The organism is Paenibacillus xylanilyticus (assembly GCF_009664365.1).
GTDB lineage: Bacteria > Bacillota > Bacilli > Paenibacillales > Paenibacillaceae > Paenibacillus > Paenibacillus xylanilyticus_A.
The window spans coordinates 2,326,063-2,343,346 of the sequence record NZ_CP044310.1 but is presented as its reverse complement, the minus strand read 5'-3'; the positions used below and the strand labels follow the sequence as shown (position 1 = coordinate 2,343,346).

The following is a 17,284-nucleotide window of genomic DNA, read 5'->3' as shown; positions in this document are numbered from 1 at the left end:
GAGGAAAATAGACGTGATCGATCATCACTCTTCATCTTCCCAGACAGTGGAATCTGAGTTGCCAGTTCTCCAGATTCCACTGGATTTTGGGCGCCGTCAACAATCATTTTCGTATGAATCAGCTCATATACAGCTGCAGCCAACACAGAGCCGTGAACTCACTCAGAAGTATGGCTCAACGTCAATTTATAACGCGCTTCTGTCGGCATATGCTGCCTTGTTGTTCCGGTTATCAGGAGAACAGGAATTAGGCATTGGCACGCTTGATCCGGATCGTTCTGCATCAGTTCTGCTGCTGCAGGTACATGGCAAGATGAGCTTCCGTGAGCTAATTCGTCAAATTACCCTTTTGCAAGAAAAAGAAGATTCGATGCAGCCAGGTGCCTACCCGGAAACCTTGTTTATGTTTAATAGTGTTCAGCTTCCTCAGGCTCCGCAGGTGCTCAATTGGAGTATCCGTGAGGAGCAGAATGTATACACGCTCGACTTGTTCTTTGATGCATCCCTTCTGAAAGAAGCAACCGTGATGAGATATGCTGAGTACTATCAAACTCTGCTTCTCTCGATGATTCGGGATGAAGACGCAAGCATTGGCTCCGTGGATATTTTGTCCGCCTCTGACCGGACGCTGTACCGCGAGATGAATGATACCTGTGTGTCTCAACCCGAGCATCAGACCATCCACGGCTGGTTCGAAGCTACGGCTGCCGAGTATCCCGATTCGCCTGCTATCACGTCCCCATTCGGCCGGTATAGCTACAGAGAATTGAACGAACGTGCCAATCAAGTCGCACGTGTACTGTTATCCAACGGACTGCAAAAGGGTGAGTTCGTCAGCATCTTCATGGAACGCAGTCTGGAAACGATTATCTCCCTGCTCGGCATTCTGAAGGCAGGCGGTGTTTACGTTCCGATTGACCCTGAACATCCTCAGGAACGCAACAGTTATATCGTAGAAGATACGGCTTCTTCTTTTGTTTTAACCAAGGAGTCCTCTCTAGAAGAAGCTTCACGGTTATTCTCGGGTATTCCGACCGTACGTCAAATTCTGGCTGTGAATGGACGCCTGGCCGGGTTTGCAGCAAGTAATCCGAATCTGGATATTCAGGCAGACGATCTCGCTTACATCATCTACACCTCCGGATCCACAGGCAAACCGAAAGGTGCACTCGTCGCCCATCGCGGGGTTGTGAACCTTGGAAGTGTCGTGCAGCGCGATTGTGACATTCAAGCCGGGGACGTTTTGACTCAGTTTGCTACATACAGCTTCGATGCTTCCGTCTGGGATACGATCGGTGCACTGTTCTATGGAGCAGAATTGTATCTGTTATCTGCCGAGGAACGTGTATCTGTAGAGGAGTTCGCCACAGCAATTGAGCGTACAGGTACAACGATTATTACGATCCTGCCTACGATCTTCTTTAACCAGCTTGCATCCTATCTGTCAGACGAAGGGTTCCACAAGCTGGCCAAGGTTAAAATTATTACCGTTGCAGGCGAAGCCCTGTACGGAGAACAGGTTCGCGCCTTCCAGCGCAAATTTGGTAACCAGATTGATATTGTCAATGTGTACGGGCCTACCGAATGTACTGTGGCGACAACGACACACCGGATCAGTGAACAGGTCCCGGATCATGTGGCTAACATTCCGATTGGTAAACCAATCCATAACTACAAAGTGTATATCGTCAATGAAGAGCAGCAGCTCTGCCCTGTAGGCGTGCCTGGTGAAGTATATATTGCTACCCCAGCACTGGCGAAAGGCTACTTGAATCAACCAGAACGTACAGAGCAAGCCTTTATTGATAATCCTTTTGCAATTGATGAGAAAATCTACAAATCCGGTGATATTGCCAAGCTGCTTGATACCGGTTTGCTGGAATACGTCGGACGTAGTGATTCACAGCTGAAGATCCGCGGTCATCGGATTGAAATTGGTGAGATTGAGGATCACTTTGCTCGCCTTGAAGGGATTCAGGATGTGGTGGTCATTCCGAAGAAAGAATCCGACGGTCAGAACATGCTTGTGGGATATTTCACTTCCAAGGATGGCACGACTCTATCCGTAGATCATATCAAAGCCCAATTGGCTGACAAGCTTCCATCCTATTTTGTACCGAAATGGATCTGTCAGCTTGATGAGATGCCTATCGCACCTACCGGCAAAATTCACCGGAAAGCGATGGTATCCCTACCAAACGAGGAAAGACATGAAAATCGGCCGGATCGGGTCATGCCTGAGACAGAGACCGAGGCGATTATATTCAATGCATGGAAAGAAATTCTGGGACACAGCGACTTTGGAATCGAAGACAGCTTCTTTACGATCGGTGGCGATTCCTTACGAGTAATCCATGTCCTGGTTATTCTCAAGCCGCACTATCCGCAGCTGAAGATTGCCGACTTCTTTGCAGAGAAAACCATTCGTTCCCTGGCACTCCGTGTACAGTCACTTGCGCAGACTACTGAACAAACGGCCCCATCCGGTGAACACACTGGCGTAATGACCCAACTGGCGGAGCATCCGGTAGAATTGGCATCCCAACTGGGCTACCCTGAGATTCTTAAGCCGGAGCATGTTCTGCTAACAGGCGCTACAGGTTACCTTGGTTCACATGTGCTGCAGCAGCTCCTTCTTCATTCGGATGTGACAATCCATACGCTTGTTCGTCGTCCGTCTGACGGTAATACAGCCATGGAGCGTTTAAGCAAGGTTATGGAGGGATATTTCGGCACTGAGATCAGTGCACTTCTCCCTTCACGTGTGGAGATTATCGAGGGAGATCTGGAGAAGCCTAACCTCGGTTTAACCGCTGAACAAACCAGTAAGGTACAAGCCCGAATTGATCGGGTAATTCACTGTGCGGCAGACGTAAGACACTTTGGAGATGCTGAACAGTTTGCCAAAACCAATGTAGAGGGTACAGTAGCCCTGCTGAATCTGGTTCGCAGCAAACCGGGCGCTTCCTTCCATCATGTCTCGACCATGGGCATACCGGAAGATCTGGCGCTCAGTGGACAATGGGAATCATCCCTTCAGTATGACCGTTTCCCGGCAGATCTGCATGTAGAGAACCTGTACTCTGACAGCAAACTTGAAGCGGAGAAAGTACTGATGATTGCAGCTGAGGAAGGAGTACCGGTAAGCATCTACCGTGCGGGTAACCTGACATGTCATTCGGAAACGGGTCGCTTCCAGTCCAACATCGACAGCAATGCCTTCTACCGGATGATCAAAGCGATGCTCCTTCTCGGCAAAGCTCCTGCTGCCGAATGGTTGGTTGATTTCACACCGATCGATTATGCAAGCCAGGCTATTGTGCATTTGGCTCTGCGTGATGACACGGCTGGACGGGTATTCCACATTTGTAATCCCGAGTCGATCCGTTACGATAGTTTGATTGCTTCCATCAATCGTGCGGGATATGAAGTCGAAACGCTGCCTTTTGATGAATATACCAGCTGGTTATTCGATTCATCCATCAGCAAGGATCCAGAGGCCTTGCAGCTCGCCATTGCCCAATTGGAAGGTGACGGTGCGAAGGATTCAGCCTATGTATATGCTTGCCCGGTAACAACAGCGTATGTAGAACCAGCAGGAATTCACTGTGCAAAAGCAGATGACTCATTCATCTCCAGCATGCTGCAATATGCAGTTAACATTGGATATTTCCCTGCTGCTAATCAGCCGCAGCTTGACTCTTCCCCATCTCATATGGTGGAGTAGGACCATTCATAAAAAAACAAACAAGCCACCTGGCCGTTACTTCTGACAGCAAGGTGGCTTGTTTGTTTTTATGTCCAGCGAATAATAGCAATAATGGCAAGATGAGCCGGGTAAAAATAACGCCAGATCCACCTTGGTCCTTTCAAACGAAAACCTGCCCCGTAATACTGCGCAATGGCAATGCCTAACGTAGCCACTACACTGTACATTTGCACCGAGCTGCTGTGGAGCTGGATATAAAGAGCCGTTAACAAAACATGCCCCAGCACAAGTATGGGTCCCTGGAAGTACCGGAATAACAGTACTAGCAGCAGTCCATACATGCCATAATCCATCGCAGATATCTCCATAATGATACCTGCCCCAATAACAATCGGGATACCCAGTAATCGGTTTGGCAGTTTGTCCAGTACCAGCAAAACCAGCAGGGACGACCACAGGGTCCATACGACGTTTAATGACAAGTGATTAAATGCCGCCATGAAAGGGACTTGGGAGAGCACAGCGATCCAAAAAAGACGCCAGATGTATTTTTGTACATTACGTGTATGCTTATACCCGATATAGACAGCAAATGCATATATGGGAAAAGCAATCCGTCCAATAATCCTCAGTTCATCAACCTGCGGATAAAAGACAGCCCCTATGTGATCGATCAACATCGTGATCATGGCGATCCACTGCATCATTGTGCGTTAATCCCTCCCCTATCTATCTCTACTTCGAATATACGTACTACAGGTTAATCACACATTACGTTCATAATACAGGAAGTGGTCATCTTTCGCATACCCCTCTGATTCATATAAAGCCTGTGCCTGTATATTGTTAATCGCTGTGGATAAGGTTATTCGAATCGCCCCTGTCTCGCTGGCGAAGGTTTGTGCAGCCTGCATCAACTTGCGAGCTATACCTTGCTTGCGGTGATCCCTATGTACAAATAAATCGTTTAACACCCATATGGACCCCATGGACACTGAACTGAAGCTTGGATATAACAGAACAAACCCGGCTATGGTCCCTGAACCAGGTTCCGTTTTGGTATCCGATTCTGCCATCCAAATAACAGATTCATCCTTGCTCAACCGCTCCTGAATAAACTTTATGGCCCTCTCCGTATCAGAAACCTGGTTATAAAACATTCTGTACTGGTTAAATAATTCACCTATCTCCTGGGCGTCATCAAGCCCTGCCCGTCTAACTCGGTACTCCATTTATTTCTTCCCCCTAACCACGGAATGATTTCTCATATACTCTATCTATTTTAAGGCAATTACAACCATCCACCCATTCATCATCTGCATCAAAGTTTGCAATCGTTGTCCAAGAAGAATAATTTAAACCAACCTATGCAAACTATACTCTTAAGCCCGGACTTATTCGAAGTTCGCAGTTAAAGGAGTGCTAACTATGGACACGGAGACAATTCTCGGACAGCTCAAACGGCGCCTTACCGGCATCTCCGATATCGTCTATCAACCTTTACAGATAGGCCCGGTGGGCGGTTTTCTCATTTATATTCAGTCCATCGTAGATACAGTGACCATGCGAGAAGCCATTATCAAACCGCTGCTCGAAAAGGTTTCTCATCATGAAGTGGAGCCTCTCTTTTTATCACATGTCATCAGCGGCGAGTTTTTCTCACTGGAATCCAACCGTTCCGATTCCGTGGAGCAGCTGGTGGACGACATTGTTTCGGGTAAAGCAGCCTTGTATCTGGAGGGCTTGTCAGGCATGCTTTCCTTTTCCATACAAGATTATCAAAAACGCTCTGTTCCAGAATCCACAAATGAGGTTGTCATCGTCGGTCCTCAAGAAGCCTTTATAGAGGATATCAACGTAAATATGTCGCTGCTTCGACACAAAATCAAACATCCTGACTTCAAATTAGTCAAGTTCACCATCGGCAAATATACCAAAACAGAAGTTTATGTCGTATACATCGAAGGACTTTGCAAAACGGATATTCTTGAAAATGTGTTGAACAGCCTTGGCGAAATTGACATGGACAGCAGTTTGGGAGTTAGCTATCTGTCCGAGTTTCTGGAGGAGCATCCCCTCTCTCCTTTTCCGCAATATCAGTACACGGAGAGGCCGGATACCGTCGCTGCAGCTTTGGTGGAGGGGCGCATTGGAGTGATGCAGGACGGGACACCCTTCTCACTGCTGCTTCCAGTTACCTTCTTTTCCTTGATGCAGTCTTCGGAAGATTACTACCAGCGCTTTCATTCTGCTTCGTTCATTCGGATCATCCGGCTGCTTTTTTCGTTAATCGCCTTTTTGCTGCCTTCCATTTATGTGGCCGTGACGACCTTTCACCCGGAAATCATACCGACCAACCTGCTGATCACTATTGCTGCCGCAAGGGAGAACATCCCTTTTCCAGCTTTAGTTGAAGCAATCATCATGGAAATCACCTTCGAAGGATTGCGTGAAGCAGGCATACGGATTCCCAAACCTTTAGGCCAGACCGTATCTATTATCGGAGGAATCGTTATTGGACAAGCTGCCGTACAAGCGGGTATCGTCTCTGCTCCGCTGGTCATCGTTGTATCCATTACAGGCATTGCCGCGTTCATTATCCCGCACTTCGAGCTGGGCCTAGCTTTTCGGCTGCTTCGTTTTCCGGTTCTGCTCATGGGTGGAACGTTAGGATTATTCGGTGTGGTCATTTCCATCTATCTGATTTACTGGTATATGGTAAACCTGCGTTCCTTTGGTGTTCCTTACATGCAGCCGTTTGCCCCACTGGTGCTTCGGGATTTCAAAGATACCTTTGTACGGGTTCCATGGTTTCGGATGAAAAAAAGAACCAAAGCCTACGCTGCGGATAATGAAACGAGGCAAAAGACACCATGAGTGCCTGCAACAGGTTTGTTAAAAGTGGACTAGTATTACTTTGCTTCTTCCTTTGCACCGGATGCTGGTCCAAAGTAGAGATCAACGAGAGAACCTTCATTACAGCCATGTACATCGACAAAGGCGAGAAACCAGGCGATATTGAGTTAACGCTCAGCATGCCCCTCCCCAATCGGCTTGCACCCGAAGGCGGCGGATCAAGCAAATCACCTTATGCCATCGTTTCTGCCAACGCACCGACGATAGCAGATGCACTGGAGAGAATACAGACCGATTTAACACGCAAAATCTCTTGGGGACATACACGGGTAGTCGTATTTGGCGAGGCCTATGCCAAGGAAGGCATTCAGGATACGCTGGCATGGATAGCACGTGAACCCCTCTTTCATCTAAGCAGCTACATCATGGTTGCCAAAGGCAAAGCCAAGGATGTCTCCGACCTTACGCCTGTGTTTGAAGAAACACCCAGTGACGTGCTGCGTGAATTTTCCACAGAAGAAAACCTGTTAAAGACTCAGGTGCTTAACGTCTTCGCTGCAGATAAAATGAATCAGGGATTTGCATCCCCGATCCTGACTGCCCAGCAACGTCATATGGCAAGTGAAGAAGGCGAGTTAAAAAAGTGGGTAAGCCAATCTGGCGGTGCACTGTTCAAACAAATGAAAATGGTTGCCTCGCTCTCTGACGATGAAGCACGTGCGGTTGCCTGGGCAGAGCGAACCCTCGACTCCTTGAGCATATCCGTCAAAACAAAAAAAGAAAAAGCAAGCATGACGATCTATGACATGCATTCGGATGTTCACGTTCGATTGGAACGAGGCGAGCCGATTTTTGACATTAAACTGAACGGGAAGGCAGAACTCAATTCGGTCATTCCTGTGCTTAAAGCAAAAGATATCGTGGCAGTGAGGGATATTGAGCAGGCTGCCAGCGAAAAGGTAAGTGCTCATCTGAGAAATGCAATCCAGACTGGAAAGAACCAAGGGGCTGATATTTTGAGGCTCGGATACAGATTGGAATGGAGGTATCCCGAAATGTGGAAAAAACTCCGGCCCAAGTGGATCACTTATGTAAAGAACGATTTGCAGTACAAGGTCACTACTGACATCAATATTCAATTTGTAGGATCGGAGTCCAGCTTCTAATCGGATTCGACAGCTGTTTACCGTCCAACTGCCCAGGAGGTTATCATGATTGTGGTACTAGTTTTTGCAGGACTTTACTTCTTGGACTGGTCTTCGATACGCTCCAGCAATAAGAAAATGAAAGTTGGCTACTTCATCTTGCTGTTCTGCTATCTCGTGTGGAATACACTGGCGGTGAGCTGGCCTGGATGGCCAACTCCCAATGACATGATCCTTCTGGTCTTTGGCTGGGCTGACCGAATATCCCAATAAGGAAAGGGGACTCCCATGAACCATCTCACTGCCGGACAAGCCTATCGCTTCATGTTTGTTTACCTGTATTCAGAGCCTGTCGCCTTTCTCTTACAACGATTATTTAAAATGAGCGGGTATCAGGGCTGGCTGTCCACCATTGGCGGATTCACCATTAGCCTGATCTTCCTTCTGTCTACTTACAAGCTGGGCTCACTTCATCCGGATAAGCCCTGGATTTCATTTGGAGACAGAATTGTCGGAAAATATGTGCATCAAATTTATGTTGGGCTGATCGCCATGCTGTGTATTTACTTGCTATCTATCGATGTGGAAAACTTTCTTGTGTTTCTTCAATCGATGTATCTTCCCGAAACCCCGATATGGTTAACGGCAGGCATAACCGTTTTGTGTGTTTGTCTGTCCGCTCGTTCCGGATTAATCACGATTGTGTTTATGTCAGAAGGTATTTTTGTCGTACAGCTCATCACCTCTACCCTTCTGATACCGACTGTGGGAGGCGGTGGCAATCCGGGGATATTAATGTCTATGCTGACCCATCACGACCCGTCCGAAATCCTGTTCGGCTCCCTCTCAACCATGCCGTGGTTTTCAGAGTGGATGTTGTTCCTGTTTCTTGCACCTGCAATCATGTTCCAGAGGCCTCTGCTCAAGAGTATGTTTTTCGCCGGGGCTACAGTCGTTGTGTTCATCATTCTCTTTTGGATGTTCACAATCATGAATTTTGGGCCATATGTGGCTGCAAGCCTGCGGTATCCTTTGCTGGAGATGATCCGATTCGCCCGCTATGGAGACTTTCTGGATAATCTGGACCCTGTCTTGATTGCCATCTGGTCTACGACCATGTTCACCCGCAGCTCTTTTCTACTGTATGTCGCCTCGGTATGTCTTTCCAAATTGTTTCGCGTTGAACGACAGAAATCCTTTGTTTATTTGCTTGGTGGAACAGCCGCAGCCATGGTGCTTCAATATGCAAAAGACGCAGCCTCCTATGAACTCGCTATTCGTTCCTATGCAGTACCTGCGTATACCGTACTCATTGAATCGATGCCCATCGTGTATGTGGCTGTACACTGGCTTCGTGGCCTAAAAATCAAAAAGGCGAACACAGCGTAAGCTGCTCCATCGCCATGTCTATAGTGTATCTGCATCAATGAAAATCACTTTAATTCCACACGTTGAGTTTGCAGATCAGGACTTACATCAGGGAAAATGACCCCTTTTTTCAAGATGAGATTGGCATACTGGGCACGTTCACCGGTAGCAACGATGGCATAGGCACGGGAAGCCCTCTCATAGAACGAAAATCGCTCTTCTTGATCGAAGGCGTCTGTGATGCCTTCATGCTCCAAGATCAGCCTGCGGTAATCCTCCCATATGATCGGAACAACCTGATCTCCCTTGACTACCTGCATGACGGCTGCAGGCCGTTCTGCATACGTATCAAGTGGATACAACCTCAAAATGGCCTCCAGTAATTCTACGGTTCCCAGCCCATCACAACGGATAAGACGCCTGGCATGGCTGGCTGCAGGGAAATTGCCATCAGCAAGCACCAATTCGTCTCCATGCCCCATCTCGGACATAATCTTAAGCAGCTCTGGAGAAATTATTGCAGGAATGTTTTTCAGCATACTCAGCTCTCCTTGTTAGCTCCACATTGAATGGAGAAAAATGACCTTCGGTATTCCAAGATGACATCCTTAACTTTCCACCTATGCAGTTCACTTCCATTCTATCAGGATTTGCTAAATTCGCACAATCCAATTTGAAAGCGGTTGATATCCAATTTACTTTGACAAAATTGGTTGCATCACATATAGTTGTTATAACAAGTAATTTGTTTGAAGATGATTTACAGGAAAGTGAGGAACGACGTTCGTATGGACTATTCGCTAGAACAATCTGTCGGATTTATGCTGGGCTTCACATATCGCAAAGCCGCTGCTTTACTTGCGACCCGTTTTAAACCTTATGATATAACAACCGAGCAATTCTCTGTTCTGTTCAATATCGATAAGGGAGAAGGCGTGAACCAAAAGGAAGTGGCGAGTCGCGTTTTGAAGGATCAACCCACCACTGCACGCATTATTGATCTACTCGAGAAAAAGGGATGGGTTGAACGTCGGACCAGTGAACAGGATCGCAGAGCTTATCTCCTCTATCTGACTGCGGAAGGAAAAGCGTTGATCGATATTCTGGTTCCCATTGAAAGAGAAATGAATAAAGAACTTGCTGAAGGTATACCTGAAGACCAGATGGAAGCATTTAAACATACTCTTTCCCTCATCAATCGCAACTTGTAAAGAACTGAACATCTCAAGGGGGAATGAATTCATATGAAAGACCGTTCTACACAGGTTAAACTTTGGACTACCGATTTTATTTTGCTCATGCTCTGTAACTTCCTGCTTTTCCTACAGCTGCATATGATTGTTTCTCCTCTTCCTTCCTACGTACAGGAACGATTCCACGCGAATGCATTTGAAGTCAGCTTATTCACCTGTCTGTTTGCGCTTAGTGCAATTGCAGCACGCCTATACTCAGCCAAAGCACTCGAAAAAGGCCTTCGCAATGCCATGATCTACATCGGCCTGTCCGTAGCCCTTCTTGCTACACTCGGGTATTATTTTGCTGCCGGCATAGCTGTCCTGCTGCTGCTGCGCATGATTTTTGGTGTTGGTTTCGGAATGAGCAGTACCGCGTTCCCAACCATGGCCTCTGACATTATTCCGGTTAAACGTATGGGAGAAGGTATGGGCTACTTCGGGTTATCTACCAGTCTTGCCATGTCCATGGGTCCCATTATCGGGGTTACGCTGCTGCAGGGTTCAGGATTCGTGACACTTATGCTGTGTACAGCAGCCGTGATCGTGGTCATCTATCCACTCAGTTTTTCGTTAACACGTAAGAAGGCTGCACGTTCACAAGCAGCACCTCAAACTTCAGCTGGGGCTACAGCGAATGTTTCCAGAACGAAGGAGAAAATTCCTTTTAATCGAAAATTGATCCTGCCCAGTGTGCTGAACTGTTTGTTATCCATCACCTATGGTGGACTTGTCGGATTCATTGTGTTATATGGCAAAGAGGCCAACCTGGCCAACCCTGCTTTATTTTTCTTGTTCAACGCGTTAGCTGTACTGCTAGTCAGACCATTTGCAGGCAGATTGTATGACAGCAAGGGACCCAAAGCGCTGCTTATTCCTGGAGCGATTTTTGTAGCGATCGGACTGACTATCCTCTCTTTTGCAACGTCCATGCCGATTTTATTTGTCGCAGCATTCATTTATGGCATTGGGTATGGTTCCATGCAATCGTCACTGCAGACCTGGATGATTCAGATTGTAGCTCCAACCCAGCGCGGGATGGCAAATGGCATGTTCTTGAATACACTTGATTTGGGGATTGCTACGGGTGCTCTGCTGCTTGGTGCGGTCGCCTCCATGACAAGCTACACCGACATGTACCGGTATTCTGTCATCTTCATGATTGTGTTCTTGCTAATCTATCTTATCCAAGGTAAACGAAGCGGAACTTTCGCAGTCACCGTCCATCCGTTACTTGCCCATACCCATATATCGGGCACGAATTCTGACTCCAAAGAGTCAAATTCAACGACATCTGCTGAAAAATAAAATCGTCAAAAATAAAAAACGCGTTTGCCGGTTGAGAATGATGTTCTCGCCAGCAAGCGCGTTTTTGTGTCTACACAGTTCATTTAAAATGGACTTTTCTTTCGCCTAACGGGTACTCGTCTAGGTACATGATGTGTCTCCGCATTCTGTTCCAACTTGTCAGGGGCTTCCCCCGAGCTGGGCTGTTTCCCTTTTTCAGGCTTAACCGCAAATAATGTGAGCAGGCCACCTACCGCTCCGGTAGCTGCGATTACAATAAAAAGAACAAAATGCGAAGTACCTAGGAGAAGGGATACGACCGGTGGCCCCAAAGAAACGCCAATAAAGCGCATACTGCTGAACAAGGCTGTAATCGTACCGCGCTGCGCTTTGTCAACGCCTTCAGTAATGAGTGCATCTAGACATGGAAGCGTGGCACCAATCCCTACACTACCCAGAGTGAACAATCCCACCACCAGATAGATGTTATCCCAGAGCCCCATAATGATCAAAGATCCGGTCAGAATCACAAGTCCCGTAAAACCCACCCACTTCATGCGAACCTTGCTCTTTCCAATCCATTTACCTGCGAGGAAAGAAGACAAGCACAGAGCCGCCAGCGGAATCGCAAGCACCAGACCTTTCAGAACGCCTTTCAGCTGGTACTCAGACTCCAGCGTCTCCGACAAATAAAACAGCACGCCAAAAATAACAAACATGCAAATTCCACCGATGGCAAAAAGTGAATATAACCAGCGGCCTTTTTCTTTGAGCACTTTACGAACAGATGAGACAAACTCCGAGAAGGTCGGTGGCTTCTCTTTTTTCTTCGGCGTTTTTACCAGAAAAATAACGAGTACCAGGGAAAGCAAACAGAGCACCGGTATGGCCATAAACGGCAGGTACCACAGCCACACGGCCAGCGCAGCACCCAAGATGGGACTTATGACTTTACCGAACGTATTGGATGTTTCGATAATACCCAAACTTTTGCTGACCTGCTTTTCGTCGTCAAACATGTCACCAACAAGTGGTATGACGATGGGAAAAGCACCAGCGGCGCCTATTCCTTGCAGAAGCCTTCCGCCAAGGATGGTCCAATACGCTATGCTTCCGTTCAGCATTAATGCAGCTCCGCCTGCTACCGCACCCCCTGCTGCTGCAATGATAAGGCTGGGGATGATGACCGCTTTACGTCCAAACCGATCAGACAGATACCCTGCAATCGGAATAAGCAGTATGGCAACCACTGCGTATACCGTGATAAGCATGCTGACCTTGAAAGACGAAACTTTCAGTTCACGCTCAATTTGCGGGAGGATCGGAATCAGCATGGAGTTACCCAACGTCATAATCACCGGGATGGAAGCAAGTGCGACGAGGTCCCACTTTTTATCTTTCATGCCTTAACCACCTTTACGAGATCGGAAAACAACACTGTTAGTGTGGTTAGATGGCCTGTTGATTATACGGGATATGTAAAAAAGTTCAGTTACAGCATGATAAAAAACCGTTCCGGTTTGTACCATCCGGAACGGTTTTTTATCATTAAACGTGTTGAAACAGATCATTTTCACTCCGCAGCAATGATTAACATTTTAATCTGAACTGCTGAATGGCAGCGCCACCTTGGAACACAATATATAAGCGCTCAAGTTCCTGCTCAGGTTGAAGTGCACACTTGACCGTTGTCCACTGGATGTCAGAGCGTGCTTGGCCCGGTGTGGATTCAGAACCATTCATAGGCACGGGACATGTTCCAAGAAGCGCCCCATCTGGCCCTCCAGAACGTATCTGCAGCTCGCCACCTTTTCCAAAAGCAGCTACCCGTGCTTCAAATGTATGTGCTCCTTGTGTTCCGTTATTCAGGAAAGCAATCCAGGACAGCTGATCGTCCTTATACAGTGGTTCTCCAGGAATAACTGCCCGAACGGCTGACCGCCCTTCCAAGCACTCGTCCAGAAGCACACCTGCATACTCATCAAAGTTCTCTGCAAATGTTGGCAAGTCCAATTGACGGGCAGGTACAACCTCCCCTTCAATCTCCATATCGACTGTTTGGCGAATATCTTCCGAGGAGCGTCCCGCCATGATGGTCCAGGTCGCTGTCTCTACGCAATATCGGTCACGTGTGACATCCCAGAAGGCAAGCTTTTGAACAGGAATTTCAAAGGATACGGTCTTCACTTCGCCAGGTGTAAAATGGATCCGCTTAAAGCCAATTAATTGCTTCAAAGGCCGCTTTACCCGGGATGTCTGCGGACGCCCATAGATCTGGACTACTTCATCATTTGCAACCTGTCCCGCATTTCGAACCTGCACTTCAACTTTCAATATATCAGCTCCGGATACTCCCTTAATCCGCTGAGCATGAATTGCATCATATTCGAATGGAGAATAAGTTAAACCATGACCAAATGGATACAAAACCGGACCCTCATGGTACATATATGTCGTACCGTTATTAATAATATCGTAATCCATAATATCGGGAAGCTGTGACTCATCCTCATACCAGGTCATATTCAGTCTGCCTGCCGGAGCATAGGTGCCAAGCAGCACATCCGCAACCGCATGACCAAGCTCTTGTCCTGCATGGGTCAAGTATACGATGGCTGGAGCTATGTCCTTCAGTTCCTGAAGTGCAAATGGGTAACTACCCACAATGACGACTACGGTATTCGGATTGGCCTTGCAAACCTCCTTGACCAGACGGACCTGCTCAGACGGGAGCGTAAGACCAGGCCGATCAATCTCTTCCTTGCCGTTAATATAGGGACTGTTGCCAACAACGACTACAGATAGATCACTGGCTTTTGCAGAAGCTGCTGCTCGCTTGATACCATCACTCTCAACATGCTTCACTAGTCGTACTGGCTCCTTCGCTCCAATCACCAACTCATTTGCTTTCGATGCTGCCGCTCCACCTTCTGATGAATCTGCAACGGGTGCCAAAACATGCTTGCCCTGATGTTCAGCAAGTCCTATAGGAAGACCATTCCACGTCCGCAATAAACTGCTGTTATCGATCTCTGGATCAAATTGCACAACTTCCTTAACAAACCATCCCCCGATCTCTGGTGCAATCGCCTGATATTTGCCTTGTTCGGTTAATGTAATATAGCGATTATTGGTCACGCTTCGCAGCGTATGACTTCCCCATCCCCAATCCTGATGAATGAACACAGCCTTCTCCGCACTGCCTTCCGGAACGGCTACAGCAGTTCCTTCCTCTCCGATGGATACTACCTGCCCTTCCTGTGTCTGGAGACTGATACGATCATTTCCGTCTTCATAGAGGATCTCAGCATCAGTCAATCGGTTCCGTAAACCATCTAATATGGTAATCCGATAGGGCAGCGTACCGCTATACCAATCGGTGAATACGGCATCCGCGAGAGGTCCAATGACGCTCACCTTGCGAAGTGCATCCGGCTTAGATGGGAGCACCCCGTCGTTTTTTAACAATACTATGGACTCTAACGCAGCTCGATAACTTAATTTGGCATGCTCCGGCGCACACAGGACAGACTCCGGTATAGACGCGTATGGATTAAGACCCGAGCGGTCCAATTGTCCAAGACGCATACGAACACCAAAAATGTTGCGAATAGCCCGATCCAAATCCTCTTCCTTCAGCAAGTCTCGATCAAGGGCCTCCTGCAATGCAGCTACCACTAGATCCACTTCATCGGTCAGACAATCCACACCTGCCTTCAAGGCACCTGCCGCAGATTCCGCATGCGTCGCATGGTATCCATGATAGTTTACGGTTTGAGAGAGGTCTCCTCCGTCACATACGATAAAACCGGGCATAGCCCATTCGCCCTTAACCACGTCGTTCACAAATGGACTTTCTATTGCAGGGGTACCGTTGATGGAATTATAGGCTGTCATCATGGACAAGGCACCACCTTCAACAAACGGTGTCTCGAATGCCTTAAGATAGTACTCGCGCAAATTTCGCGGATCTATGCTGGATGAACAATTCAGCCGGTCCTTCTCGTTATTGTTGGCGAAAAAGTGTTTCAGCGTAGCTACCATTTTCAAATAAAATGAATGATTCCCCTGCATGCCCTGCACAAGAGCTGCCGACATCTCCCCTGTGAGTAACGGGTCTTCACCATACCCTTCTTCCGTTCTTCCCCAACGCGGGTCACGCTCCAGATCAACGGTGGGTGCCCACAGGGTCAAGCCGTGGCGTTCAGGTTCGCGATGGTGGTAGGCTCTGGCCTCATCCCCAATGACTGAACCTATTTCATGCATGAGTGCTGTATTCCATGTGCTTGAGAGTCCGAGAGGCTGTGGAAAAACGGTCGCTTCCCCTTTCCAAGCCACCCCATGGGCCGCTTCTCCTCCAACGTTGTATGCAGGAATCCCCAGCCGCGGGACAGCTGCTTCGCGTGTAGGAATCAGGCTGATCTTCTCTTCTATTGTCAAACGTTTAATCAGATCATCGAGTCTCTGTTCGAGTGGCAAACCTGCATCCCACATGGGGTATTGTTCATATTCCTTCATACTAACGCCTCCTAGTTATTGGTATGGTTCCATCATCATCTTCCATTGTTCCATGAGTTCCAACGTACGTTGACGAAACTTCTCTCCGTCATGCGGCTGATCAACCTGATATTCATGGACATAAGCATTAAAATAAGAGGACAATATTCTATAGGCCAGCCGGCGTGCCAGTCCCTGATCAGACATATCCAGCGCTTGACCGTAACCCTCGTGAAATGCAGGCTGCGCTGTGGACAGAATGGCTTCAAACTCCCTGTCGGCAAACATGGACCGATCTCCATCTATGATAGCCGCAATGTTCAAAGTATCCTTCTCGTCCTTATCTTCATGTATCAACACGTTTGCTTCCCACAGATCGTTATGGACAAGTACGGGAACGGTCACCTCATCAAATAATGCGCTGTGATCCCGGAACATGCTCGTAATCTGTTCGCGGGCACCTGGCATATATCCAACCTGCTCGGCCTTTGACGCTGTTTCTTCAGCAAAAGCCATCAGTACCTCGGACCAGCGATCCGATCCTCGGATGGTGCCGTCTCCTTGTGGCCAGCCGAAGGATTCACCCTGAATCCGATGCATGGCGGCAGTATATTTGCCCAGCTCGCGGTAGAGCTTATCCTTCTCGGGTAACGAGATCGACGGGTGATTCAGCTGCTTGCTAGGAATAAACTCCATAAACATATAGGTTCTCGGTATGACCGAGCCGCTATTATCACACACAATGACATGGGGAGCCGGAATGCCTGCCTTCTGATAATAATCATAAACAACCGGTTCAGCTGTCATCATCGTGCGTTCAAAGGAAAACAACGGATCACTGGCCTTCTCCGCTTGCGAATCTATTCCTTCTGGGGCCAAACGCAAAATCACATCCGAATAAGCTGCATGCTCCAGCAGTATCCGGTAAGTTGTATTGAAAAGCCCACCCTGCAAGAGGGAGTACTCTTTCACTTTGGTAGCGGTTCCAAAATCCTTCTCCACCAATTGATATAACATCTCGGTTGGAATAGCCTGGTGTAAGCCTGTAGTAATGGTACTCAATTTCTTCAATCTCCTATCTATTGCTGTCTATCCCCAATCATACAATGACCTGCTGGCTGCAGCTACTTCTGCCTGCTTCCGCTGTAGACAAACAGAACGGCACCCTGTGGTACCGTTCTCTGAGTCAT

Annotated in this window: 13 protein-coding genes; 7 read left to right on the top strand and 6 right to left on the bottom strand. The window is 47.8% G+C overall.

Annotated features, from left to right (window positions below):
- Positions 1–13 precede the first annotated feature (13 nt).
- The gene (locus F4V51_RS10590) at positions 14–3,727 is read left to right on the top strand and encodes a non-ribosomal peptide synthetase family protein (protein WP_153977936.1); all 3,714 of its coding nucleotides are present in this window, start codon (positions 14–16) and stop codon (positions 3,725–3,727) included.
- A 68-nt stretch (positions 3,728–3,795) separates the two neighbouring features.
- Here the strand turns inward: F4V51_RS10590 and F4V51_RS10585 are convergent, their stop codons facing one another.
- Positions 3,796–4,416, bottom strand: a complete 621-nt coding sequence (locus tag F4V51_RS10585) for a TraX family protein (protein ID WP_227779358.1) — start codon at positions 4,414–4,416, stop codon at positions 3,796–3,798.
- Positions 4,417–4,473: 57 nt separating this feature from the next.
- Positions 4,474–4,941 (bottom strand): GNAT family N-acetyltransferase, encoded by a 468-nt coding sequence (locus tag F4V51_RS10580; protein WP_153977935.1) that lies wholly within the window; start codon positions 4,939–4,941, stop codon positions 4,474–4,476.
- 196 nt (positions 4,942–5,137) lie between these two features.
- Between F4V51_RS10580 and F4V51_RS10575 the strand changes: the two genes are divergently transcribed.
- Genes F4V51_RS10575 through F4V51_RS10560 form a run of 4 tightly spaced genes read left to right on the top strand, consistent with a single transcriptional unit; the run spans position 5,138 to position 9,099 of the window.
- On the top strand, positions 5,138–6,586 hold the full coding sequence (locus F4V51_RS10575) for a spore germination protein (protein WP_153977934.1): 1,449 nt from the start codon (positions 5,138–5,140) through the stop codon (positions 6,584–6,586).
- Positions 6,583–7,731 carry a Ger(x)C family spore germination protein gene (locus tag F4V51_RS10570; protein ID WP_153977933.1) on the top strand — a complete coding sequence of 383 codons (1,149 nt, stop codon included), beginning with the start codon at positions 6,583–6,585 and terminating at the stop codon, positions 7,729–7,731. The genes F4V51_RS10575 and F4V51_RS10570 overlap by 4 nt, the downstream gene beginning before the upstream one ends.
- 45 nt (positions 7,732–7,776) lie before the next feature.
- A complete protein-coding gene (locus F4V51_RS10565) occupies positions 7,777–7,983 on the top strand; it encodes a hypothetical protein (protein WP_153977932.1) in 207 nt (68 codons plus the stop codon).
- 15 nt (positions 7,984–7,998) lie between these two features.
- Complete coding sequence (locus tag F4V51_RS10560; protein ID WP_153977931.1) at positions 7,999–9,099, top strand: GerAB/ArcD/ProY family transporter; 1,101 nt, start codon at positions 7,999–8,001, stop codon at positions 9,097–9,099.
- 44 nt (positions 9,100–9,143) lie between these two features.
- Here the strand turns inward: F4V51_RS10560 and fucU are convergent, their stop codons facing one another.
- Entirely contained in the window at positions 9,144–9,617 is a 474-nt protein-coding gene (gene fucU, locus F4V51_RS10555) for an L-fucose mutarotase (RefSeq protein WP_153977930.1), read from the bottom strand.
- Between the two features lie 249 nt (positions 9,618–9,866).
- Here fucU and F4V51_RS10550 point away from each other — a divergent pair, with 249 nt between their 5' ends.
- Positions 9,867–10,289 carry a MarR family winged helix-turn-helix transcriptional regulator gene (locus F4V51_RS10550; RefSeq protein WP_095358757.1) on the top strand — a complete coding sequence of 141 codons (423 nt, stop codon included), beginning with the start codon at positions 9,867–9,869 and terminating at the stop codon, positions 10,287–10,289.
- A gap of 33 nt (positions 10,290–10,322) precedes the next feature.
- Entirely contained in the window at positions 10,323–11,618 is a 1,296-nt protein-coding gene (locus F4V51_RS10545; protein ID WP_153977929.1) for an MFS transporter, read from the top strand.
- Positions 11,619–11,701: 83 nt separating this feature from the next.
- Here the strand turns inward: F4V51_RS10545 and F4V51_RS10540 are convergent, their stop codons facing one another.
- The 3 genes from F4V51_RS10540 to F4V51_RS10530 all read right to left on the bottom strand — a co-directional run bounded on the left by F4V51_RS10540 (position 11,702) and on the right by F4V51_RS10530 (position 17,156).
- Complete coding sequence (locus tag F4V51_RS10540; protein WP_153977928.1) at positions 11,702–13,000, bottom strand: bacillibactin exporter BcbE; 1,299 nt, start codon at positions 12,998–13,000, stop codon at positions 11,702–11,704.
- 187 nt (positions 13,001–13,187) lie between these two features.
- Positions 13,188–16,115: a glycoside hydrolase family 3 C-terminal domain-containing protein gene (locus tag F4V51_RS10535; protein ID WP_153977927.1), complete on the bottom strand. Its 2,928-nt coding sequence runs from the start codon at positions 16,113–16,115 to the stop codon at positions 13,188–13,190.
- Positions 16,116–16,130: 15 nt separating this feature from the next.
- On the bottom strand, positions 16,131–17,156 hold the full coding sequence (locus F4V51_RS10530; RefSeq protein WP_153977926.1) for a phosphotransferase family protein: 1,026 nt from the start codon (positions 17,154–17,156) through the stop codon (positions 16,131–16,133).
- Between the last annotated feature and the right edge of the window lie 128 nt (positions 17,157–17,284).

Excerpts from the sequence above, each read along its gene's own strand:
- F4V51_RS10585 (WP_227779358.1), bottom strand. The coding sequence starts at position 4,416 with ATGATGCAGTGGATCGCCATGATCACGATGTTGATCGATCACATAGGG.
- F4V51_RS10580 (WP_153977935.1), bottom strand. The coding sequence starts at position 4,941 with ATGGAGTACCGAGTTAGACGGGCAGGGCTTGATGACGCCCAGGAGATA.
- F4V51_RS10575 (WP_153977934.1), top strand. The coding sequence starts at position 5,138 with ATGGACACGGAGACAATTCTCGGACAGCTCAAACGGCGCCTTACCGGC.
- F4V51_RS10570 (WP_153977933.1), top strand. The coding sequence starts at position 6,583 with ATGAGTGCCTGCAACAGGTTTGTTAAAAGTGGACTAGTATTACTTTGC.
- F4V51_RS10565 (WP_153977932.1), top strand. The coding sequence starts at position 7,777 with ATGATTGTGGTACTAGTTTTTGCAGGACTTTACTTCTTGGACTGGTCT.
- F4V51_RS10560 (WP_153977931.1), top strand. The coding sequence starts at position 7,999 with ATGAACCATCTCACTGCCGGACAAGCCTATCGCTTCATGTTTGTTTAC.
- fucU (WP_153977930.1), bottom strand. The coding sequence starts at position 9,617 with ATGCTGAAAAACATTCCTGCAATAATTTCTCCAGAGCTGCTTAAGATT.
- F4V51_RS10550 (WP_095358757.1), top strand. The coding sequence starts at position 9,867 with ATGGACTATTCGCTAGAACAATCTGTCGGATTTATGCTGGGCTTCACA.
- F4V51_RS10545 (WP_153977929.1), top strand. The coding sequence starts at position 10,323 with ATGAAAGACCGTTCTACACAGGTTAAACTTTGGACTACCGATTTTATT.
- F4V51_RS10540 (WP_153977928.1), bottom strand. The coding sequence starts at position 13,000 with ATGAAAGATAAAAAGTGGGACCTCGTCGCACTTGCTTCCATCCCGGTG.
- F4V51_RS10535 (WP_153977927.1), bottom strand. The coding sequence starts at position 16,115 with ATGAAGGAATATGAACAATACCCCATGTGGGATGCAGGTTTGCCACTC.